Source organism: Enterobacter sp. ECC-175, assembly GCF_043968675.1.
Lineage (GTDB): Bacteria > Pseudomonadota > Gammaproteobacteria > Enterobacterales > Enterobacteriaceae > Enterobacter.
In genome coordinates this window covers 1893964-1916106 of sequence record NZ_CP143776.1, presented here as the reverse complement: position 1 = coordinate 1916106, position 22143 = coordinate 1893964, and the positions used below count along the sequence as shown (strand labels likewise).

Sequence of the window (22143 nt, the reverse complement as noted above, 5' to 3'; positions counted from 1 at the left end):
CACAAAACAACGCTGGGTGGCTCGGGATTAGCAGGGTGTTCCGGAGACCTGGCGGCAGTATAGGCCGTTCACAAAATCATTACAATTAACCTACATACAGTTTGTCGGGTTTTCGCCTGAACAGTGATCCGGGTCACGATAACAACATCTTTTTAATTTTTAATCATCTGATTTGACAAATGTTAAACAAAATTGTTACAAACGTCATTAGAAAAGGCATATAATGCGCAAAAGTTATGAGGTCTTGCTTTCACCTGAGAAATAGTTATGTAACAGTGTGATGGTATTGACCGAAGTTATCAGGACAGTTATTAGTGATAGTCAGGTTTGAATAATTCGGACTGCGAAGACACTGATTTGCTGTTGTTTCACTGATTTTTCATTCATTTACCTGCAAGGCGCCATAGCTCTGTACCCTGGTTTCTCCTCGTGAGCTGAGCGGTAAGCCAAATAACAAACTGGTAACGTTTAAAAATCAGTAGAATGCAAATCCGGTAATTGGCAGTCTTAAGCATAAGGCGCTAAGGAGACCGTAAATGGCTGATACAAAGGCAAAGCTCACCCTAAATGGTGACACTGCTATTGAACTGGATGTGCTAAAAGGCACGCTCGGTCAGGATGTTATTGATATCCGTACGCTGGGTTCTAAAGGGGTATTCACCTTTGACCCTGGATTCACCTCTACCGCATCTTGCGAATCTAAAATCACCTTTATCGACGGTGATGAAGGTATCCTGCTCCACCGCGGTTTTCCCATCGATCAGTTAGCCACCGAGTCCAACTATCTGGAAGTGTGCTACATCCTGCTGAACGGCGAAAAACCGACGCAGGCCCAATACGATGAGTTCAAAACCACCGTTACCCGCCACACCATGATCCACGAGCAGATTACCCGTCTGTTCCACGCGTTCCGCCGCGACTCTCACCCAATGGCGGTCATGTGCGGCATCACCGGCGCGCTGGCGGCGTTCTACCACGATTCGCTGGACGTGAATAACCCGCGCCACCGCGATATCGCCGCGTTCCGCCTGCTGTCCAAAATGCCAACCATGGCGGCGATGTGTTACAAATACTCGATCGGTCAGCCGTTCGTTTATCCGCGCAACGACCTCTCCTACGCGGGTAACTTCCTGCGCATGATGTTCTCAACCCCATGCGAAGAGTACGAAGTGAACCCGGTGCTGGAACGCGCAATGGACCGTATCCTGATCTTGCACGCTGACCACGAACAGAACGCTTCCACCTCTACCGTCCGTACCGCGGGCTCTTCAGGCGCGAACCCGTTCGCCTGTATCGCGGCGGGCATCGCCTCCCTGTGGGGACCGGCGCACGGCGGCGCGAACGAAGCGGCGCTGAAGATGCTGGAAGAGATCAGCACCGTGGAGCACATTCCTGAATTCGTGCGCCGCGCGAAGGATAAGAACGACTCCTTCCGCCTGATGGGCTTCGGTCACCGTGTTTATAAAAACTATGACCCACGCGCTACCGTGATGCGTGAAACCTGCCACGAAGTGCTGAAAGAGCTGGGCACCAAGGACGATCTGCTGGAAGTGGCGATGGAGCTTGAGCATATCGCGCTGAACGACCCGTACTTCATCGAGAAGAAACTCTACCCGAACGTCGATTTCTACTCTGGCATTATTCTGAAAGCGATGGGCATTCCGTCTTCCATGTTCACCGTGATCTTCGCCATGGCGCGTACCGTGGGCTGGATTGCGCACTGGAACGAAATGCATAGCGAAGGCATGAAAATTGCCCGCCCTCGTCAGCTGTACACCGGCTACGAGCAGCGCGATTTTAAGTCTGATCTGAAGCGCTAAGAACGGTTGGGTTCAGCTTGATGCCCTCTCCCCCACAGGGAGAGGGTGAAAACATTAAAAACGGTAGCCTCTGGGCTACCGTTTTACTTTTATTTTTGGCAATGCGGACACCAGTAAAATGGCCTTGAAGAGAGCATCATCCTGTCGATGATCCCGCCGCAGCGCTCGCACTTTTTCCCCGCCCGATGAAACACCTTAAACCGGAACAGCGCCCCGTGATGCTTGTTCTCATCCACCGCGCCGCGCGTGTTGTACGACAGGCGCGGGATGTCCAGCAGCGCGTGCGAGAGCACCTCCAGCCGTTCATCGCTTAGCTGAGAGGCCTTGTGGTGCGGCGCCAGCCCCGCTTCCCACAGAATTTCAACCCGCAGATAATTTCCTAATCCCGCCAGAAACGCCTGATCGAGAAATAGCCCGGAAAACTGGCGATTGCGGAATTTCGCTGACAGCAGGCGCGTTTTTACATCGCTTGCCGTGAGGCGCATATCCAGCACGTCCGGCCCGACGCGCTGTAAGAACGGATGCGCAAGCAGCTGCTCCGGCGTTAACATTTCGATATCTGACGCGCTGTAAAGCAGGATGGCTTTGTCCGCCGCCTGCAGCCTGACGCGCAGCACGCGGTTGGTCTCCGGCCGTTCGTCCGCATCCACTACGCGCCAGACGCCGTAAAGCTGATTATGGCTATATAACGTCAGGTTATGGGAAAAATGCGTGAGCAAGGCTTTGCCGCGCGTTTCGATGTGCGTCACCGTCTGCCCCAGCAGCTGGGCTTCAAACGGCTTAAGCTGAGGAAAAGCAAACCAGACCGCGGTCAACGGTTTGCCCTTTATCGCCGCCTCCAGGCTATCCGCCGCGCGGCGGATCTCCGGACCTTCTGGCATGTTATTGTCCTTTAATAATTATTCTGCACTGACAAGGATGCCCGCATCAGAGAACGCCGCCCGCAGGCGGCGCGCAAACCGCAGCGCGTGCTCGCCGTCGCCGTGTAAGCAGACCGTTTCGGCCCGCACCTTCGCGGTGGTGCCGTCAATCGCCGTCACCTGCCCTGACTGCACCATCTCCAGCGTCTGCGCCAGCGCTTTATCTTCGTCGGTAATGAGCGCTCCGGCCTGCGTTCGCGGCACGAGGCTGCCGTCCGGCTGATATCCGCGATCGGCGAAGACCTCCTCGCGGGTCGACAGGCCGTGACGCTGCCCCGCGCGAATCAGCTCGCTGCCCGCCAGCCCCACCAGGATCAGCTGCGGGTTGCAATCCCGCACCGCACGGGCAATCGCATCGGCCAGCGACGGGTCTTTCGCCGCCTGGTTATACAGCATGCCGTGCGGCTTCACGTGGCGCAGAACGCCCTTCTCGGCGCGAACAATCGCCTCCAGCGCGCCAATCTGATAAAGCGTCTGGGCGTAAACCGTTTCGGGTGGGAGCGTCATCGCCGTTCGGCCAAAGTTTTCCCGGTCAGGGAAGCTCGGATGCGCGCCTATCGCGACGTTATTTTTAATTGCGCTGCGCACGCTTTCCAGCATGGTCTGCGCGTCGCCCGCGTGAAAGCCGCAGGCGATATTCACCGACGAGACCAGCGTCATTAGCGCCGCATCGGCATTGCCGCCCTCGCCCAGATCGGCGTTCAAATCAATCTTTACCATCGAGCCTCCACGCCAGCTGTTCCAGATAACGCTGCTGGTCCTGCCGCGCCTGCAGCGCCTCTTCCAGCGAGCACTGCACGAAGTGAATAGGCTGTCCGAGGGGAATTTGCGCCAGATGGTAACGATCGGCGTCGATGATGCAGGCTATTCGCGGATAGCCGCCCGTGGTCTGCGCATCGTTCATTAATACGATCGGCTGACCGTTGCCCGGCACCTGAATCACGCCCGGCAGCAGGCCGTGGGAAAGCAGCTCCCGGCGGGTCGTGCGGGTCAGCGGCTGTCCCTGCAGGCGATAGCCCATGCGGTTACTTTGCGGGCTGATTTTCCACGGCGAGCGCCAGAAAGACTCCTGGGAAGCCTCGTCGAACTCATGATACTCGGGCCCCGGCAGGGCGCGGATATGGTTTCCCCACAGCAGCTGCTTCACGCCCTGGGTGGTGGAAAAATGACGCGCCGACGGTTTTATCGCCAGACGATCGCCGTCGCGCAGCAGGCGCCCCTCATGGCCGCCAATCCCGGCTTTCTGATCGGTGCTCGCCGATCCCATCAGCGCCGGCACGTCAATGCCGCCTGCAACCGCAAGGTAGCTGCGCACGCCGTGCTGTGGCCGTTTAAGCGTCAGGCGCTGCCCCGCTTTTGCCCGCAGGCGCCAGCCCGTCCAAACCGCCATGTCGTCAAGCGTCGCACCGCAGCCCGCGCCGGTTAAGGCAAACCAGGTTTCCTGATGAAACTCAATCACGCACTGGCCGAGCGTAATTTCAAGCGCGGCGGTGCTGCCGGGGTTGCCCACCAGCAGGTTTGCAATCTCAAGCGCCGGGCGGTCCAGCGCGCCGCAGTAGCTCACGCCCGACTGGCGCATGCCGAAGCGGCCCGCGTCCTGAACGGAGGTATAAAGGCCCGCGCGGATAAGCGTTAACATACCCCCTCCTTCTGTGGAATAAAGCGCAGGGTATCGCCCGGGCGCAGAAGCGTCGGCGCCTCCTGCCCCGGCGTGAAGAGTAAGGTGCGGGTGTGGCCGATGAGCTGCCAGCCGCCGGGCGAGGCCAGCGGGTAAATTCCCGTCTGTTCGCCGCCGATGGCGACGGTTCCGGCCGGAACGCTCAGACGCGGCTCGGCGCGGCGCGGCGTATGCAGCTCTGGCGCAAGTCCGCCCAGGTACGGGAAGCCCGGCTGAAAGCCAAGGAACCAGACCACGTAATCAACCGACGCATGCCGCTCGACGACCTGTTTTTCGGTCAGCCCGCAGTGCGCGGCAACGACGGATAAATCAGGGCCGCCTTCGCCGCCGTACACCACCGGGATCTCAACCACGCGGCCTTCCGGCTCCAGCGCGTCGCTCTCTTCCCACCAGCGCTGGAGGCGCTCAATGGCGTCCAGCGCCAGCGCGTGCGGATTACGCAGCACAACGGTAATGTTATTCATGCCCGGAATCGCCTCAACGACCTCCGGCGCATCGGCCAGGCGCTGGGTGAGCCGCCAGATCCGTTTTTGTGACGCAAGAGTGACCGGCGGCTCCAGTTCCAGCACCACCGCCGTTTCACCGAGAAGATAACAACGCGCTCGCTGCACTTAGATACCTCTCATCAGGCCGGGTTAGGAATATCGACGAAGGTCACATCCAGATCGGTATTTTCCGTCAGCCACTCGCTGAGCGCGCGAATGCCGCCGCGCTCGGTCGCGTGATGGCCCGCCGCATAGAAGTGCAGGCCCTGCTCGCGGGCCGAGTGGATAGTCTGCTCAGACACTTCACCGGTGATGAAAGCATCCACGCCAAAGCGCGCGGCGCTGTCGATAAAGCCCTGCCCGCCGCCGGTACACCACGCCACGCGCTTCACCGTATCCGGGCCGGTATCGCCGCTCCACAGCGGACGGCGTCCCAGGCGCGCTTCAATCCACGACGCCAGCTCGAGGCCCGGCACCGGCATCGACAGCTCGCCCCACGGCACCAGCGGCTCGATTTCGCCCATCACCGTAATGCCCAGCAGCTGCGCCAGCTGAACGTTATTGCCAAGCTCGGGGTGCGCATCAAGCGGCAGGTGATACCCGTACAGGTTAATATCATTGGCGAGCAGCGTTTTCAGACGGTTGCGCTTCATGCCGCGAATAATCGGCGATTCGTTCTTCCAGAAGTATCCATGGTGAACAATCACCGCGTCCGCCTGCTGCCGCACGGCTTCGTCCAGCAGCGCCTGGCTGGCCGTCACGCCGGTGACAATTTTCTGCACCTCGTCGCGTCCTTCAACCTGCAGGCCGTTTGGGCCGTAGTCGCTAAAAGAGGCGCTGTTTAATTTTTCGTTAATCAGGCTTTCCAGTTCGCTATTTTTCATCATTACTCTCTTAAGCTTTGCGGGCGGCTTCATACGCCGCCAGCGTGGCGACGCGCGCCTGTTTATGGTCAACGAGGGGACGCGGATAATCGAGCGTCACGCCCTGCTTGTCCGCCCATCCCCACGGCTCGTGGATCGCTTTCGCCGGGACGTTTGCCAGCTCGGGCAGCCAGCGGCGGATGAACTCGCCTTCCGCATCAAATTTTTGCCCCTGCGTGGTTGGGTTAAAAATGCGGAAATACGGTGCCGCATCGGTACCCGTAGAGGCCGCCCACTGCCAGCCGCCGTTGTTGGCGGCGAGATCGCCGTCAATCAGCTGAGAAATAAAATACCGCTCCCCGACGCGCCAGTCGATAAGCAGATCTTTAACCAGGAAGCTGGCGGTAATCATTCGCAGACGGTTGTGCATCCAGCCGGTTTCATTCAGCTGGCGCATGGCTGCATCGACGATCGGATAGCCGGTCATCCCGGTTTGCCAGGCCTTGAGCTGCTCGTCATTGGACTGCCACGCCACCTTATCGGTCCAACCAATGAAAGGACGATGTTTACATAAATCAGGATGATACGTCATCAGATGGCGGTAAAATTCGCGCCAGATCAGTTCGCTGAGCCACACGGCCCCCGCGCCGCCGTCCAGAGCGTCAGGCCGTTCCGCCAGCAGGCGGTGCAGGCACTGGCGCGGGGAGATCGCGCCCAGCGTCAGGCAGGCCGACAGGCGGCTGGTGCCCTCAACGGCGGGAAAATCACGTCGCGCCTCGTAGTCGGCCGCCCCGTGCTTGCAGAACTGGCGCAGCTGGGCAATGGCCGCTTTCTCGCTGGCGGGAAACAGCGCGTCGTCAAACGCCTGCTGCGGATAATGAATCTTCAGCTCGGGCAGCTTCGCGATCGCGTCGCCCCTCACGGCAGGCGCGGCCACGCACTCGGGCAATCCCTCCTTCAGCCGCTTAATAAACGCGTTCTTGAACGGCGTGAAAACTTTGTACATCTCGCGGCTGCCGGTCATCACGCTGCCCGGAGGCAGCATCACGCTATCGTCAAAACCCTGGCACACCACCGTCTCCAGCGCGTTCTCCAGCTGGCGATCGCGCTGTTGCTCGTTGTATTCGTACTGGTAGTTATAAAAAAGATCGGTGACGTCATGCTGCTCGCAGACCTGCTTCACTTTTTCGACCTGCGCGGCAAAGTCATCCACCTCTTCATAGATCAGCGGAATGCCTTTTTCGGCGAGGGAACGCTGCAGGTCGTTCAGATGCGCCGCCAGATACGCGGCCTGACGCGGCGCCATATCGTGCTGCTGCCACTGTTTAGGGGTAGCCACAAACAGCGCCAGAACGTTGGCGCTCGGTGAACGGCAGGCGGCAGCGAGAGCGGTGTTATCGTGGACGCGTAAATCCGCGCGAAACCAAACCAGATGGGTGGGCATAAAACTCCTGGCAATTGTCCATTATGTCCGTAATGGCATGCCGCCAAAGGGAAAACGGCGTGCTTTTGTTTACTTTGCCATAGAAGTGTAGACGCGATGAAATAAAAAAGGCCGCCCGGGGCGGCCTTAACGCGACGTGTTATCGCGGTGAGAGGGATGCTCTTCGTATCAGTAGAAATCGCAGGTCGCTTTTTCGGCCTGGTCCATCCACACCGGCTTATCGCTGGTTTTCGCCCAGACGCGGTGCAGGTAGCTGTAAAAGCGTGCGCGATCTTTCCAGAACAGCATTACCGGCAGGGCCAGCACGCCGGCCACTACGGCGAAAGTGCGACGCATGAAAACGATATGAGCCGGAAACGCTTTATAAAGATCCATATTTTTCTCCCCTATAGTTGGCCGGAAAGGTCATCCGGAAAATTCAAAATTTGTGAGCTGGCTAAAATAATATCGTTTTGTTTGTAATTTTACTACTCATCCGACCACTTATTTTCATCCATTTAGTGAATATTTACATTCACGCCGTAATTAAGTTACAAGAAAGTTAACAATTTACTTACCAATAGTTAAATTGTGGCCTTTCCATTTTTATACTTTTTTTACACCCTTCCCTGCGATTTTTGCGAAATCTTTGCGCCATAAATCCTACCGTTAGCACATCAACATATGTCACCCGGAGGTGGATTGTGAGTGCAGGTATCATTGCCGGCATCGTGCTGGTATTCCTGTTATTGGCTTATCTGGTTTATGCCCTGATTCATGCGGAGGCATTCTGATGGCTGCTCAGGCATTTTTGCTCATCGCCAGCTTTTTACTGGCGCTGTTTATTCTGGCAAAGCCGCTGGGAACGCTGCTGGCGAGGATGATCAACAACGTGGCGCTGCCGGGCGTAGGCCGCGCTGAGAGCGGGCTCTGGCGCATGCTCGGAATACGCGATAGCGAGATGAACTGGCGTCAGTATCTCGCGGCGATTCTGCTGCTGAACGTCCTGGGTCTGATTGCCCTGTTCACCATGCTCATGCTACAGGGCTGGCTACCGCTCAACCCGCAACATTTGCCGGGGCTCTCCTGGCATCTGGCGCTGAACACGGCGGTTAGCTTCGTCACCAACACCAACTGGCAGTCCTACGCCGGTGAAACCACGCTGAGCTACTTTAGCCAGATGGCCGGGCTTACCGTGCAAAACTTCCTCTCTGCCGCCAGCGGCATTGCGGTGATTTTTGCCCTGACGCGCGCCTTTGCGCGGCAGAATACCAGCACGCTCGGCAACGCCTGGATCGATCTGACGCGCATCACGCTGTGGGTTTTACTGCCGATCGCCCTGCTGATTGCGCTGTTCTTTATTCAGCAGGGGACGCTGCAAAACGTGCTGCCGTACGCGCCGTATACCTCGATCGAAGGGGCAAAAGAGCTGCTGCCGATGGGCCCGGTGGCCTCGCAGGAAGCGATCAAAATGCTCGGCACCAACGGCGGCGGATTCTTTAACGCCAACGCCTCGCATCCGTTCGAGAACCCGACGGCGCTAACCAATTTTGTCCAGATGCTGGCGATCTTCCTGATCCCCGCGGCGCTGTGCTTCGCGTTTGGCGAGGTGGTCAACGATCGCCGCCAGGGCCGCACGCTGCTGTGGGCAATGTCGCTGATCTTCGTGGTGTGCGTTGCGCTGGTGATGTGGGCCGAATGGAACGGCAACAGCCACTTTATGCAGCTGGGCGCTGACAGCAACATCAATATGGAAGGTAAAGAGAGCCGCTTCGGCATTCTCGCCAGCAGCCTGTACGCCGTGGTGACGACGGCCGCCTCCTGCGGCGCGGTAAACGCCATGCATGACTCCTTTACCGCGCTGGGCGGCATGATCCCAATGTGGCTGATGCAGATTGGTGAGGTGGTGTTTGGCGGCGTGGGATCGGGCCTGTACGGCATGCTGCTGTTCGTGCTGCTGGCGGTGTTTATCGCCGGCCTGATGATAGGCCGCACGCCGGAATATCTCGGGAAAAAAATCGACGTGCGGGAGATGAAGTTTACCGCGCTGGCGATTCTGGTCACCCCTGCCCTCGTGCTGCTCGGCACCGCGCTGGCGCTGATGACCGACGCCGGACGCAGCGGCATCTTCAACCCCGGCATCCACGGCTTTAGCGAAGTGCTGTACGCCGTATCGTCTGCCGCCAACAACAACGGCAGCGCCTTTGCGGGCCTGAGCGCCAATTCGCCGTTCTGGAACTGCCTGCTGGCCTTCTGCATGTTCGCGGGCCGCTTCGGCGTGATTATTCCGGTGATGGCGATCGCCGGGTCGCTGGCGGGCAAAAAAATCCAGCCCACCACCGTGGGCACATTGCCGACCCACGGCGCGCTGTTTATCGGCCTGCTGATTGGCACCGTGCTGCTGGTCGGCGCGCTGACCTTTATCCCCGCCCTCGCGCTTGGCCCGGTCGCGGAACATCTCTCTTTACGCTGATTTTGCGGAGTATTTGACATGAGTCGTAAACAAATGGCCCTGTTCGAACCGTCGTTAGTTCGTCAGGCCCTCATGGATGCGGTTAAAAAGCTGAGCCCGCGCGTTCAGTGGCATAACCCGGTGATGTTTATCGTCTGGGTCGGCAGCGTGCTGACTACCGTACTGGCCGTGGCCATGGCAACGGGCCATCTGCCGGGAAACGCACCGTTCACCGCGGCCATTAGCCTGTGGCTGTGGTTTACCGTGCTGTTTGCCAACTTTGCGGAAGCGCTGGCGGAGGGCAGAAGCAAGGCGCAGGCCAACAGCCTGAAAGGGGTGAAAAAGACCGCCTTTGCCCGCAAGCTGCGCGAGCCGAAATACGGCGCGCAGATGGATCACGTTCCGGCGGACGAGCTGCGCAAGGGCGACGTGGTGCTGGTGGAGGCCGGTGACATCATCCCCTGCGACGGAGAGGTCATTGAGGGCGGCGCGTCGGTAGATGAAAGCGCCATTACAGGGGAATCCGCGCCGGTGATCCGCGAATCGGGCGGCGACTTCGCCTCCGTGACCGGGGGGACGCGCATTCTCTCCGACTGGCTGGTGATCCAGTGCAGCGTAAACCCGGGCGAAACCTTCCTCGACAGGATGATCGCCATGGTGGAGGGCGCCCAGCGCCGCAAAACGCCGAACGAAATCGCCCTGACCATTCTTCTGGTGGCGTTAACCCTCGTCTTCCTGCTGGCGACCGCCACCCTGTGGCCGTTCTCGACCTACGGCGGCAACGCGGTCTCCACTACCGTGCTGGTCGCGCTGCTGGTCTGCCTGATCCCGACCACCATCGGCGGCCTGCTGTCCGCCATCGGCGTGGCCGGGATGAGCCGGATGCTGGGCGCGAACGTGATCGCCACCAGCGGACGCGCCGTGGAAGCCGCGGGCGACGTCGACGTGCTGCTGCTGGACAAAACCGGGACCATCACCCTCGGCAACCGCCAGGCGTCGGATTTCCTGCCCGCGCCAGGGGTGGATGAAAAAACGCTGGCCGACGCGGCGCAGCTCTCTTCGCTTGCCGACGAAACGCCGGAAGGCCGCAGCATCGTGATTCTGGCGAAGCAGCGCTTCAACCTGCGCCAGCGGGACGTGCAAAGCCTTCACGCGACCTTTGTGCCCTTCACCGCGCAGACGCGCATGAGCGGCATCAACATTCAGGATCGCATGATCCGCAAAGGCTCCGTGGACGCCATTCGCCGCCACATAGAGGCGAACAACGGCCACTTCCCGCCGGAAGTCGACGCGCTGGTGGAAAGCGTCGCGCGCCAGGGGGCGACCCCGCTGGTGGTGGCAGAAGGCTCGCGCGTGCTGGGCGCGATTGCGCTGAAAGATATCGTCAAGGGCGGCATCAAAGAGCGCTTCGCTCAGCTGCGCAAGATGGGGATCAAAACGGTGATGATCACCGGGGATAATCGCCTGACCGCGGCGGCCATCGCCGCCGAAGCGGGCGTGGATGATTTTCTCGCAGAGGCCACGCCGGAAGCCAAGCTGGCGCTGATCCGCCAGTATCAGGCCGAAGGACGCCTGGTGGCGATGACCGGCGACGGCACCAACGACGCGCCCGCTCTGGCGCAGGCCGACGTGGCGGTGGCGATGAACTCCGGTACCCAGGCGGCAAAAGAGGCGGGGAACATGGTCGATCTCGACTCGAACCCGACCAAGCTGATCGAGGTGGTGCACATTGGGAAGCAGATGCTGATGACGCGCGGCTCGCTTACCACGTTCAGCATCGCCAACGACGTGGCGAAGTATTTCGCCATTATTCCTGCCGCGTTTGCCGCTACCTATCCGCAGCTCAACGCGCTGAACGTGATGCACCTGCACTCGCCGTCATCGGCCATTCTCAGCGCGGTGATCTTCAACGCCCTGATTATTGTCTTCCTGATCCCGCTGGCGCTGCGCGGGGTGAGCTACAAACCGCTGACCGCCGCCGCCATGCTGCGCCGCAACCTGTGGGTTTACGGCCTGGGCGGGCTGGTGGTGCCGTTTATTGGCATCAAGGTTATCGACGTGCTGTTGACCCTCTTCGGGCTGGTTTAAAAGGTGAATCAAATGACGATGTTACGTCCCGCTATACTTCTGTTTATTCTGCTGTCTCTGATCACCGGCGGGCTTTACCCGCTGGTGACCACCGCGCTGGGCCAGTGGTGGTTTACGGACCAGGCCAACGGCTCGCTGATTATGCAGGGTGGCGAAAACCGCGGCTCGCGCCTGATTGGGCAGAACTTTACCGACGCCCGATACTTCCAGGGGCGCCCTTCCGCCACCGCGGAAAGCCCGTATAATCCAATGGCATCCGGCGGCAGTAACCTGGCGGGGAGCAACCCCGAGCTGGATAACGCCGTTGCCCAGCGCGTTGCCGCGCTGCGTAGCGCAAACCCGCAGGCCGACCGCGAGGTGCCCGTGGAGCTGGTGACCGCTTCCGCAAGCGGGCTGGACTACAGCCTGTCGCCGCAGGCCGTCGCGTGGCAAATCCCGCGCGTTGCCGCCGCCCGCGGGCTGACGGTGGAACAGGTAAGCCAGCTGGTGGCTGAGCACACGCAAAAACCGCTGGTCAGCTTCATTGGCGCGCCGGTGGTAAACATCGTTGAGCTAAATCTGGCGCTGGACGCGCTAAGGAAAAACTAAATGACCGACGAGCCTCTTCGTCCAGACCCGGACAGGCTGCTGGAACACGCGGCAGAAGCCCACCGCGGCAAGCTCAAAATCTTTTTCGGCGCCTGCGCGGGCGTCGGAAAGACCTTTGCCATGCTGACGGAAGCGCAGCGGCTGCGGGCGCAGGGGCTCGATATTCTCATCGGTGTGGTCGAGACGCACGGGCGAAAAGAGACGGCCGCGCTGCTTAACGGGCTTGCCACGCAGCCCGCACGCCGCATCAGCCATCGCGGCAGGCTGGTCACCGAGTTCGATCTGGACGCCGCCCTCGCCCGCCGCCCCGCCCTTATCCTGATGGACGAGCTGGCGCACAGCAACGCGCCGGGCTCGCGCCATCCCAAGCGCTGGCAGGATGTGGAGGAGCTGCTTGAGGCCGGGATCGACGTCTTCACCACGGTGAACGTTCAGCATCTTGAAAGCCTTAACGATATCGTCAGCGGCGTGACCGGCATTCAGGTGCGGGAAACCGTACCCGACCCGTTCTTTGACGCCGCCGATGAGGTCGTGCTGGTTGACCTGCCGCCGGACGATCTGCGCCAGCGCCTGCACGAGGGCAAAGTCTATATTGCCGGCCAGGCCGAACGCGCCATCGAGCATTTCTTTCGTAAAGGCAACCTGATCGCCCTGCGCGAGCTGGCGTTGCGCCGCACCGCCGACCGCGTGGATGACCAGATGCGCGCCTGGCGCGACCTGCAGGGACAGGAGCGCGTCTGGCACACGCGGGATGCCATCCTGCTGTGCATCGGCCACGGCGGCGGCAATGAAAAGCTGATCCGTACCGCCGCGCGGCTGGCGGCAAAGTTTGGCAGCGCCTGGCACGCGGTGTATGTTGAAACGCCGCAGCTGCACGCCCTGCCGGAAAACCAGCGCCGCGCGATATTGAGCTCGCTGCGCCTGGCGCAGGAGCTGGGCGCCGAAACCGCAACCCTTTCCGATCCGCAGGAAGACAAGGCGATTCTGCGCTACGCCCGCGAGCATAACCTGGGCAAAATCGTGATTGGCCGCCGTCAGCACCGCCGCTGGTTTAGCCGCGAGTCGTTTGCCGACAGGCTGGCCCGGCGCGCGCCGGATCTGGATCTGGTGATCGTAGCGCTGGACGATAAGCCGACGCCGCTGCCGAACCGCACGCCGGACGCCCGCGGCTTCAGCGAAAAATGGCGTATGCAGATCCGCGGCTGCCTGGTTGCTATCGCGCTTTGCACCCTGATTACCGTGATTGCCAGCCAGTGGCTGATCGCCTTCGACGCCGCAAACCTGGTGATGATTTACCTGCTGGGCGTGGTGGTCGTTGCCCTCTTCTACGGGCGCTGGCCGTCGGTGCTGGCCACCGTCATCAACGTCGTCAGCTTCGATCTCTTCTTCATCGCCCCGCGCGGGACGCTTGCCGTGTCGGACGTGCAGTACGTGCTGACCTTTGGCGTGATGCTGACCGTCGGGCTGGTGATCGGCAACCTGACCGCCGGGGTGCGCTACCAGGCGCGTATCGCCCGCTATCGCGAACAGCGCACGCGGCACCTGTACGAGATGTCCAAGTCGCTGGCCGTTGGCCGCACGCCGCTGGATATCGTGCAGACCAGCGAGCAGTTTATCCGCTCCACCTTCCACGCCAGCAACCTGATTCTGCTCCCGGACGAACGCGGCCAGCTGCGCCCGCTCACCTCCGCGTCGGGCATGACGCCGTGGGATGAGGCCATCGCGCGCTGGAGCTTTGACAAAGGGCTTCCCGCCGGAGCCGGCACCGATACGCTGCCGGGGGTGCCGTATCAGATCCTGCCCCTGCGCAGCGCGGATAAAAATCAGGGGCTGGTTATCGTCGAGCCGTCTAACCTGCGCCAGCTGATGATCCCCGAGCAGCAGCGGCTGCTGGAGACCTTTACCCTGCTCGTCGCTAACGCGCTCGAACGCCTGGCGCTGACCGCCAGCGAAGAGCAGGCCCGGCTGGCAAGCGAGCGCGAGAGCATCCGCAACTCGCTGCTGGCGGCGCTCTCCCACGATCTGCGCACCCCGCTGACGGTGCTGTTTGGTCAGTCTGAAATCCTGACGCTGGATCTGGCTGCCGAAGGTTCAAAGCACGCGCTGCAGGCCAGCGAAATCCGCCAGCACGTGCTGAATACGACCCGCCTGGTGAACAACCTGCTGGATATGGCGCGCATACAGTCGGGCGGCTTCAACCTGAAAAAAGAGTGGCTGACCCTGGAGGAAGTGGTCGGCAGCGCGCTGAAGATGCTCGAACCGGGGCTGGGCGGTCGGCATATTGCGCTGAACCTGCCGGAGCCGCTTACGCTTATCCACGTCGACGGCCCGCTTTTCGAGCGCGTGCTGATCAATCTGCTCGAAAACGCAGGTAAATACGCGGGTGCAAAGGCGCAGATTGGCGTTAACGCCACGGTGAAGGACCGGACGCTGCGGCTCGAGGTCTGGGACTCGGGGCCGGGTATTCCTCCCGGACAGGAGCACGCCATTTTTGAGAAATTCGCGCGCGGAAATAAAGAGTCCGCCATTCCCGGCGTTGGCCTCGGGCTGGCCATTTGTCAGGCCATTATCGACGTGCACGGAGGGACGATTTCAGCCGAGAATCGGCCCGAAGGCGGCGCGCGATTTTGTGTTACACTTCCACTGGAAGCCCCGCCAGAACTTGATGAATTACCAGAGGATTTGTGATTAACGTCCTGATTGTTGAAGATGAGCTCGCCATCAGCCGCTTTCTGCGCACCGCGCTGGAAAGCGACGGGCTGCGCGTTCACGAAGCGGGGACGCTGCAGCGCGGCCTGATTGAAGCCGCTACCCGCAAGCCGGACCTGGCGATCCTCGACCTGGGGCTGCCGGACGGTGACGGCATCGATTTTATCCGCGAAGTGCGCCAGTGGAGCCAGATGCCGATTCTGGTGCTCTCCGCCCGCACCGAAGAGACGGATAAAATCGCGGCGCTGGACGCCGGCGCGGACGATTACCTGATCAAACCGTTTGGCATCGGCGAGCTACAGGCGCGGCTCCGCGTGGCGCTGCGTCGCCACGGCGCGGCTCCCGCCGCTGACCCGGTCTACACCTTTGGCGACGTCCGCGTCGACCTGGCCGCTCGCCGCATCCTTCGCGGTGAGGAAGAGATCCACCTCACCCCGATCGAGTTCCGCCTGCTGGCGGTTTTGCTCAATAACCACGGCAAGGTGCTTACCCAGCGCCAGCTTTTGAGCCAGGTCTGGGGTCCGAACGCCGTCGAGCATAGTCACTATTTACGCATTTATATGGGCCACCTGCGCCAAAAGCTGGAAATTGACCCCGCGCGTCCTCGCCATTTATTAACTGAAACCGGTATCGGTTATCGGTTTATGCTTTGAATAATTATTCGTTTTTATTTTAAGCTAAATCACCCTCGTCTCTTATAAACCCCAAAAAAATAATGCCGCGTTATTTTTTAGATTTATTTCTGCACATGAAACACACTTCAAAAACACATCATTAACATCAAAACAACAATGCAGAACGTTAAACTGCACTATTCAATCAAAACGAATAATTATTTCTGTTTTGATCGGTTAACGGTGATCTTCTTCACAGTTAATCATCATTTCCTGGATAAAATGACCGTGCTTTCAATCATGAAAGGAATATGAACATGGAAAACAACAATCGATTAATGCCCCACATAAGGCGGGCGACGCATATCATGATGTTTGCCCACCGCAACTGCTTCGACTTTCATCTCTTTAATGCCCGGTAGTCCTTCGACCGCTGGCGCTCCCAGTCGCAGAAAAACCTGAAATACCCCTACGTTACAGGCGATTGCCTGCGAACCGCTGCGCCCGTTTCCGTTGATTCAGACGCATCCGTAGCCGGACGGACTGAATTTTATTCTCAGAAAAGCAATTAGCTGTTTTTTATCAGCGGCCACGCTTTGCTTTTTTTCCGGTTAACTGTCGATTTCTTGATGAGCGGAAATCGAGGGACTCCTATTACCTAAAATAAAGAGATTATGATGAAAAGTTTAAAAATCGCCGCCAGCCGCGCGTGCCCCGACTGCTTTACGACCCACAGGGAAATAGTCGACGTTAGCGCCACGGATTATATTGACGTTGCCGCGGTCGTGCTGGCAATAGGTGATATTCAAAACGGTGTATTAGAAGAATTAGACGCAACGGGATTTACTATTCCGGTATTTGTTGCGACACACAAAGAGGAAATTGTTCCGGCGGACTGCCTGTCGCGGATCCACGGCGTATTTGAATATTCTGATACCAGCAATCATTTTTACGGGCTTCAGCTGGAGGCCGCCGCGCAGAAGTACGAGACCCAGCTTCGCCCGCCGTTCTTCCGCGCGCTGGTTGATTACGTCCAGCAGGGCAACAGCGCGTTCGACTGCCCGGGGCATCAGGGCGGACAGTTTTTCCGCCGCCATCCCGCCGGGAATCAGTTCGTTGATTTCTTTGGCGAAACGCTTTTCCGCGCCGATTTGTGCAACGCCGACGTGGCAATGGGCGACCTGCTGATCCACGAGGGCGCGCCGTGCATCGCCCAGCAGCACGCGGCGAAAGTCTTTAACGCGGATAAAACCTATTTCGTGCTGAACGGCACTTCCTCATCAAACAAAGTGGTGCTCAACGCCCTGCTCACGCCCGGCGATCTGGTGCTGTTCGACCGTAACAACCACAAGTCTAACCATCACGGCGCGCTGCTCCAGGCGGGCGCAACGCCGGTGTATCTGGAAACCGCGCGCAACCCGTACGGCTTTATCGGTGGGATTGACGCGCACTGCTTTGAAGAGCGTTACCTGCGCGAACAGGTGGAACACGTCGCGCCCAAACGCGCCCGCGACGCGCGCCCGTTCCGCCTGGCGGTGATCCAGCTTGGCACCTACGACGGCACCATCTATAACGCGCGCCAGGTGGTGGACAAGATTGGGCATCTTTGCGACTACATCCTGTTTGACTCCGCCTGGGTTGGCTACGAGCAGTTTATTCCGATGATGGCCGACTGTTCGCCGCTGCTGCTGGAGCTGAACGAAAACGATCCGGGCATTCTGGTGACCCAGTCGGTGCATAAACAGCAGGCGGGCTTCTCGCAGACCTCGCAGATCCACAAGAAGGACAGCCACATAAAAGGCCAGCCGCGCTATGTGCCGCACAAGCGTCTCAATAACGCCTTTATGATGCATGCCTCCACCAGCCCGTTCTATCCGCTGTTTGCCGCACTCGATGTTAACGCCCGCATGCATGAGGGCCAGAACGGCCGCAACATGTGGATGGACTGCGTGGTGACCGGCATTGAAGCGCGCAAGCTGATCCTCGAAAACTGCCGCTTCATCCGTCCGTTCGTGCCGGAAACGGTGGACGGACGCCCGTGGGAAAGCTGGGACACGGCTGACATCGCTACCGACCTGCGCTTCTTCCACTTTGTGCCGGGCGAGCGCTGGCACGCCTTTGAGGGCTATGCCGAGCACCAGTATTTTATCGATCCGTGCAAGCTGCTGCTGACCACGCCGGGCATCAACGCCCGCAACGGTGAATACGAGGATTTCGGCGTGCCTGCCACCATTCTCGCCAACTTCCTGCGCGAGAACGGCATCGTGCCGGAGAAATGCGACCTCAACTCGATTCTGTTCCTGCTCACCCCTGCGGAAGATATGGGCAAACTGCAGCAGCTTGTCGCGCAGCTGGTGCGCTTTGAGAAGCTGCTTGAGAGCGATGCGCCGCTTATCGACGTGCTGCCTTCTCTTTATAAGCAGCACCCGGAACGTTACGCCGGGTACACCCTGCGCCAGATCTGCCAGGAAATGCATGAGCTGTATGCCCGCCATAACGTCAAGCAGCTGCAAAAAGAGATGTTCCGCCAGTCCCACTTCCCGCGCGTGATGATGAACCCGCAGGACGCCAACTACGCCTATCTGCGCGGCGAGGTCGAGCTGGTTTCCCTGCGCGACGCGGAGGGCCGCATCGCCGCCGAGGGCGCGCTGCCTTATCCACCGGGCGTGCTGTGCGTGGTGCCGGGGGAAGTCTGGGGCGGTTCGGTGCTGCGCTATTTCACCGCGCTGGAAGAAGGGATCAACCTGCTGCCGGGCTTTGCGCCTGAGCTACAGGGCGTGTACGTGGAGGAGTGCGACGGCCGCAAGCAGGTCCGCTGCTACGTCATCAAACAACCTGAAGCCCAGCCCGCGCTGCTCAAAGGAGAGGCATTATGAGTAAATCCAACAAGATGGGCGTGGTGCAGCTGACTATCCTCACCATGGTGAACATGATGGGGTCCGGGATTATCATGCTGCCCACCAAGCTTGCCGAAGTGGGCACCATCTCTATCATCTCCTGGCTGGTGACCGCGGTGGGTTCGATGGCGCTGGCGTGGGCGTTTGCCAAGTGCGGAATGTTCAGCCGCAAGTCCGGCGGGATGGGCGGCTACGCGGAATACGCCTTCGGCAAGTCCGGTAACTTTATGGCGAACTACACCTACGGCGTGTCGCTGCTGATCGCCAACGTCGCCATTGCCATTTCCGCCGTGGGCTACGGTACGGAGCTGTTTGGCGCAACGCTGAGCCCGGTACAGATTGGGCTGGCGACAATCGGCGTGCTGTGGATCTGCACCGTGGCGAACTTTGGCGGCGCGCGCATTACCGGGCAGCTCAGCAGCATTACCGTCTGGGGGGTGATTATTCCGGTGGTGGGGCTGTGCGTTATCGGCTGGTTCTGGTTTAGCCCGGCGCTGTACGCAAACTCCTGGAACCCGCACCACGTGCCGTTCTTCACCGCGGTGGGCTCGTCCATTGCCATGACGCTGTGGGCCTTCCTGGGGCTGGAGTCGGCGTGCGCGAACGCGGAAGTCGTCGAAAATCCGGAAAAGAACGTGCCGATTGCGGTGCTCGGCGGCACCCTGGGGGCAGCGGTGATCTATATCGTGTCCACCAACGTGATTGCCGGCATTGTGCCCAATATGGATCTGGCGAACTCCACGGCACCGTTCGGGCTGGCCTTCGCGCAGATGTTTACGCCGGAAGTCGGGAAAGTGATTATGGGGCTGATGGTAATGTCCTGCTGCGGCTCGCTGCTCGGCTGGCAGTTCACCATCGCGCAGGTGTTCAAGTCATCGGCTGACGAAGGGTATTTCCCGAAAATCTTCTCCCGCGTGACCAAAGCGGATGCACCGGTGCAGGGCATGCTGGCGATCGTCATCTTCCAGAGCGGCCTGTCGCTGATGACCATTAGCCCGTCGCTGAACAGCCAGTTCAACGTGCTGGTTAACCTGGCGGTGGTGACGAACATCATTCCGTATATCCTGTCGATGGCCGCGCTGGTGATTATTCAGAAAGTGGCGAAGGTCGATCCGAGCAAGGCGAGAGTGGCGAACGTTGTGGCGCTGGTGGGCGCTATCTACAGCTTCTATGCGCTTTACTCTTCCGGTGAAGAAGCGATGCTCTACGGCGCGATGGTGACCTTTATGGGCTGGACGCTGTACGGGCTGGTGTCGCCGCGGTTTGAATTGACGAATAAACACAGTTAGGGAAAAGCAAAACGGCAACCCTGGGGTTGCCGTTTTTAGCGTTTTCACCCTCTCCCAGTGGGAGAGGCCTGGGTGAGGACATGAGCCCGCCCTCGATCCACACTTACGCGTTTTTCAGCACTTCGCTGACAATCTCCACCGCTTCTTTCTCAATCTGCTGACGATGTTCAGCGCCGAGGAAGCTCTCGCAGTAGATTTTGTACGCATCTTCCGTACCGGACGGACGCGCGGCGAACCAGCCGTTCTCGGTCATCACCTTCAGACCACCGATAGACGCCCCGTTGCCCGGCGCAGCCGTCAGGCGCGCGGTGATAGGGTCACCCGCCAGCGTGCTTGCGCTGACCATCTCTGGAGAAAGTTTCGACAGGGCGGCTTTCTGCGCGGACGTTGCTGCCGCCTGAATGCGGTTGTAGCTTGGCGCGCCGAAGCGTACTGCCAGTTCGTTGTAATGTTCCTGCGGGTTTTTACCGGTGACGGCAGTGATTTCTGCCGCCAGCAGGCACATGATGATGCCGTCTTTGTCGGTGGACCACGGCGTGCCGTCGAAGCGCAGGAAGGACGCGCCCGCGCTCTCTTCGCCGCCAAAGCCAAAGCTGCCGTCGTGCAGACCGTCAACAAACCACTTGAAGCCGACCGGTACTTCCACCAGCTTGCGGCCCAGCGCGTCAACCACGCGGTCAATCATCGCGGAAGAGACCAGCGTTTTACCGACGGCCACCTCTTTGCCCCACTGCGGACGGTGCTGGAACAGGTAGTTGATTGCAACGGCCAGGTAGTGGTTAGGATTCATCAGGCCCGCCGGGGTCACGATGCCGTGGCGGTCGTAATCCGGATCGTTGGCAAACGCCAGGTCGAATTTGTCGCGCAGCGCCAGCAGACCGGCCATCGCGCACTCGGAGGAGCAGTCCATGCGGATCGCGCCGTCTTTATCCAGGTGCATAAAGCGGAAGGTCTGATCGACGTGATCGTTAACGATGGTCAGATCCAGCTTGTAATGCTCGGCGATGCGCTTCCAGTATTCGATACCGGAGCCGCCGAGCGGGTCAACGCCCAGCTTCAGGCCGGCTTTCTGGATCGCCGCCATGTCGACGATATCCGCCAGCCCTTCCACGAACGGCTGCACCAGATCCTGCTCTTTCACATGCCCGGACGCCATGGCCGCGTCCAGGGAAATGCGCTTGACGCCGTCCAGATCGGCTGCAAGCAGCGCGTTCGCGCGGTCTTCTACCACTTTGGTGACGTTGGTGTCCGCAGGGCCGCCGTTAGGCGGGTTGTATTTGATCCCCCCGTCATCCGGCGGGTTGTGGGATGGCGTGATGACGATGCCGTCAGCCAGCGGACCACCTTTTTTGTTGTGCACGAGAATGGCGTTTGATACCGCCGGGGTTGGCGTGAAGCCGTTATTCTCCTGGACAATCACGTCTACGCCGTTCGCGGCCAGCACTTCCAGTACGGAAATGAACGCCGGTTCAGACAGGGCGTGAGTATCTTTCCCAACGTAGCACGGACCGGTGACGCCGTTTTTAGCGCGCTCTTCCGCGATGGCCTGGGCAATGGCCAGAATGTGCGGCTCGTTAAAGCTGTGGCGCGCCGCGCTGCCGCGGTGGCCAGATGTACCAAACTTCACTGCGTGTTCTGCGTTGCCCACGACCGGTTTCAGCACGTAGTACTGTGCGGTCAGCTGAGCGACGTTAATCAAATCGCTTTGTTGTGCAGGTTGGCCTGCACGGCTGTGATTTGCCATTGCCTGGTCCTTCTGATGCAAGGGTTAAATTGTACCGCAAACCTTCTCAATCAATTCCGCAGGGAACTGCATAGACTGCATGATGTGTTCAACCATGCTGCACTTGCGGCCCGTATTGGTATTGGTGATGACCCAGTAAGGTGTGCCCGGGACATGTTTAGGTTTGGTTTGATTGCCGTTTTGCAGCAGCGTCTGCTCGTCGCCGGCGAAGTACACGCGGGTACGGCCGTGGAGCGATTCGGTCGCTTCAGCAAACGCTTTGTTATCCAGTGAGTAGAGTGTAGACAGCACCAGCATAAAGCGGTTAACCGCTTTTTTCTGTTCCGCATATTCGTCAGACAGCAGCAGCTCGCGCACCGCGCGGACTTTATCTTTTACTGGCGTCGCGGCAGGTTTTGCTGACGCATTTACGCCAGGCTGAGGCGCAACCTCTTTTGGCGCGGACGTTGCGGGCTGTGCGGCGGCGGAAATTTTAAGCATGCGCCGTAAAATGTCTGACGCGCTCTCCCCGATATGCCGCGTTTGGCTGGCGATATACTGATAGAGTTCGTCATCAACTTCGATTGTTTTCAT

General features: G+C 59.5%; 19 protein-coding genes. 10 read left to right on the top strand and 9 right to left on the bottom strand.

Annotated elements, in window-relative coordinates; genetic code table 11:
- The first annotated feature begins 536 nt into the window (after positions 1-536).
- Positions 537-1820, top strand: coding sequence for a citrate synthase (locus V1599_RS09040; protein ID WP_014831112.1), 1284 nt, complete (start codon positions 537-539; stop codon positions 1818-1820).
- An 89-nt stretch (positions 1821-1909) separates the two neighbouring features.
- On the opposite strand, the gene nei is transcribed toward V1599_RS09040, so the two are convergent.
- The 7 genes from nei to V1599_RS09005 form a co-directional block, all read right to left on the bottom strand.
- Positions 1910-2701 (bottom strand): endonuclease VIII, encoded by a 792-nt coding sequence (gene nei / locus V1599_RS09035; RefSeq protein ID WP_297119146.1) that lies wholly within the window; start codon positions 2699-2701, stop codon positions 1910-1912.
- An 18-nt stretch (positions 2702-2719) separates the two neighbouring features.
- Complete coding sequence (pxpA, locus tag V1599_RS09030; RefSeq protein ID WP_297119149.1) at positions 2720-3460, bottom strand: 5-oxoprolinase subunit PxpA; 741 nt, start codon at positions 3458-3460, stop codon at positions 2720-2722.
- A complete protein-coding gene (gene pxpC, locus V1599_RS09025; RefSeq protein WP_112011478.1) occupies positions 3447-4379 on the bottom strand; it encodes a 5-oxoprolinase subunit PxpC in 933 nt (310 codons plus the stop codon). Before pxpC ends, pxpA begins: the two co-directional genes overlap by 14 nt.
- Positions 4373-5029 carry a 5-oxoprolinase subunit PxpB gene (pxpB, locus tag V1599_RS09020; protein WP_112011479.1) on the bottom strand — a complete coding sequence of 219 codons (657 nt, stop codon included), beginning with the start codon at positions 5027-5029 and terminating at the stop codon, positions 4373-4375. Before pxpB ends, pxpC begins: the two co-directional genes overlap by 7 nt.
- Before the next feature lie 14 nt (positions 5030-5043).
- Positions 5044-5787: a type 2 GTP cyclohydrolase I gene (locus V1599_RS09015; protein ID WP_112011564.1), complete on the bottom strand. Its 744-nt coding sequence runs from the start codon at positions 5785-5787 to the stop codon at positions 5044-5046.
- A 10-nt stretch (positions 5788-5797) separates the two neighbouring features.
- A complete protein-coding gene (gene phrB / locus V1599_RS09010; RefSeq protein WP_395301396.1) occupies positions 5798-7210 on the bottom strand; it encodes a deoxyribodipyrimidine photo-lyase in 1413 nt (470 codons plus the stop codon).
- Positions 7211-7378: 168 nt separating this feature from the next.
- Positions 7379-7585, bottom strand: a complete 207-nt coding sequence (locus V1599_RS09005; protein ID WP_112011481.1) for a YbfA family protein — start codon at positions 7583-7585, stop codon at positions 7379-7381.
- A 308-nt stretch (positions 7586-7893) separates the two neighbouring features.
- Here V1599_RS09005 and kdpF point away from each other — a divergent pair, with 308 nt between their 5' ends.
- The 9 genes from kdpF to potE all read left to right on the top strand — a co-directional run bounded on the left by kdpF (position 7894) and on the right by potE (position 19826).
- A complete protein-coding gene (gene kdpF, locus V1599_RS09000) occupies positions 7894-7983 on the top strand; it encodes a K(+)-transporting ATPase subunit F (protein WP_112011482.1) in 90 nt (29 codons plus the stop codon).
- Positions 7983-9662 carry a potassium-transporting ATPase subunit KdpA gene (kdpA, locus tag V1599_RS08995; protein ID WP_395301395.1) on the top strand — a complete coding sequence of 560 codons (1680 nt, stop codon included), beginning with the start codon at positions 7983-7985 and terminating at the stop codon, positions 9660-9662. The genes kdpF and kdpA overlap by 1 nt, the downstream gene beginning before the upstream one ends.
- 18 nt (positions 9663-9680) lie before the next feature.
- A complete protein-coding gene (gene kdpB, locus V1599_RS08990) occupies positions 9681-11729 on the top strand; it encodes a potassium-transporting ATPase subunit KdpB (protein WP_395301394.1) in 2049 nt (682 codons plus the stop codon).
- A 12-nt stretch (positions 11730-11741) separates the two neighbouring features.
- Entirely contained in the window at positions 11742-12317 is a 576-nt protein-coding gene (kdpC, locus tag V1599_RS08985) for a potassium-transporting ATPase subunit KdpC (RefSeq protein ID WP_112011485.1), read from the top strand.
- The gene (gene kdpD, locus V1599_RS08980) at positions 12318-15005 is read left to right on the top strand and encodes a two-component system sensor histidine kinase KdpD (RefSeq protein ID WP_395301393.1); all 2688 of its coding nucleotides are present in this window, start codon (positions 12318-12320) and stop codon (positions 15003-15005) included.
- Positions 15002-15679: a two-component system response regulator KdpE gene (gene kdpE, locus V1599_RS08975; RefSeq protein WP_297119176.1), complete on the top strand. Its 678-nt coding sequence runs from the start codon at positions 15002-15004 to the stop codon at positions 15677-15679. Before kdpD ends, kdpE begins: the two co-directional genes overlap by 4 nt.
- A gap of 278 nt (positions 15680-15957) precedes the next feature.
- The gene (gene speFL / locus V1599_RS08970) at positions 15958-16062 is read left to right on the top strand and encodes a leader peptide SpeFL (RefSeq protein ID WP_395301392.1); all 105 of its coding nucleotides are present in this window, start codon (positions 15958-15960) and stop codon (positions 16060-16062) included.
- A 255-nt stretch (positions 16063-16317) separates the two neighbouring features.
- Positions 16318-18516: an ornithine decarboxylase SpeF gene (gene speF / locus V1599_RS08965; RefSeq protein WP_395301391.1), complete on the top strand. Its 2199-nt coding sequence runs from the start codon at positions 16318-16320 to the stop codon at positions 18514-18516.
- On the top strand, positions 18513-19826 hold the full coding sequence (gene potE, locus V1599_RS08960; protein ID WP_395301390.1) for a putrescine-ornithine antiporter: 1314 nt from the start codon (positions 18513-18515) through the stop codon (positions 19824-19826). Before speF ends, potE begins: the two co-directional genes overlap by 4 nt.
- Positions 19827-19929: 103 nt before the next feature.
- Here the strand turns inward: potE and pgm are convergent, their stop codons facing one another.
- Positions 19930-21570 carry a phosphoglucomutase (alpha-D-glucose-1,6-bisphosphate-dependent) gene (gene pgm / locus V1599_RS08955; RefSeq protein WP_395301389.1) on the bottom strand — a complete coding sequence of 547 codons (1641 nt, stop codon included), beginning with the start codon at positions 21568-21570 and terminating at the stop codon, positions 19930-19932.
- Between the two features lie 24 nt (positions 21571-21594).
- Positions 21595-22143: a replication initiation negative regulator SeqA gene (gene seqA / locus V1599_RS08950; protein ID WP_112011491.1), complete on the bottom strand. Its 549-nt coding sequence runs from the start codon at positions 22141-22143 to the stop codon at positions 21595-21597.

Bases quoted from the DNA above. Each gene is read 5' to 3' on its own strand.
- phrB (WP_395301396.1), bottom strand. From the start codon at position 7,210: ATGCCCACCCATCTGGTTTGGTTTCGCGCGGATTTACGCGTCCACGAT.
- kdpD (WP_395301393.1), top strand. From the start codon at position 12,318: ATGACCGACGAGCCTCTTCGTCCAGACCCGGACAGGCTGCTGGAACAC.
- speF (WP_395301391.1), top strand. From the start codon at position 16,318: ATGAAAAGTTTAAAAATCGCCGCCAGCCGCGCGTGCCCCGACTGCTTT.
- potE (WP_395301390.1), top strand. From the start codon at position 18,513: ATGAGTAAATCCAACAAGATGGGCGTGGTGCAGCTGACTATCCTCACC.
- nei (WP_297119146.1), bottom strand. From the start codon at position 2,701: ATGCCAGAAGGTCCGGAGATCCGCCGCGCGGCGGATAGCCTGGAGGCG.
- pgm (WP_395301389.1), bottom strand. From the start codon at position 21,570: ATGGCAAATCACAGCCGTGCAGGCCAACCTGCACAACAAAGCGATTTG.
- pxpA (WP_297119149.1), bottom strand. From the start codon at position 3,460: ATGGTAAAGATTGATTTGAACGCCGATCTGGGCGAGGGCGGCAATGCC.
- speFL (WP_395301392.1), top strand. From the start codon at position 15,958: ATGGAAAACAACAATCGATTAATGCCCCACATAAGGCGGGCGACGCAT.
- V1599_RS09015 (WP_112011564.1), bottom strand. From the start codon at position 5,787: ATGAAAAATAGCGAACTGGAAAGCCTGATTAACGAAAAATTAAACAGC.
- seqA (WP_112011491.1), bottom strand. From the start codon at position 22,143: ATGAAAACAATCGAAGTTGATGACGAACTCTATCAGTATATCGCCAGC.
- kdpB (WP_395301394.1), top strand. From the start codon at position 9,681: ATGAGTCGTAAACAAATGGCCCTGTTCGAACCGTCGTTAGTTCGTCAG.
- kdpA (WP_395301395.1), top strand. From the start codon at position 7,983: ATGGCTGCTCAGGCATTTTTGCTCATCGCCAGCTTTTTACTGGCGCTG.
- kdpC (WP_112011485.1), top strand. From the start codon at position 11,742: ATGACGATGTTACGTCCCGCTATACTTCTGTTTATTCTGCTGTCTCTG.
- pxpC (WP_112011478.1), bottom strand. From the start codon at position 4,379: ATGTTAACGCTTATCCGCGCGGGCCTTTATACCTCCGTTCAGGACGCG.
- V1599_RS09005 (WP_112011481.1), bottom strand. From the start codon at position 7,585: ATGGATCTTTATAAAGCGTTTCCGGCTCATATCGTTTTCATGCGTCGC.
- V1599_RS09040 (WP_014831112.1), top strand. From the start codon at position 537: ATGGCTGATACAAAGGCAAAGCTCACCCTAAATGGTGACACTGCTATT.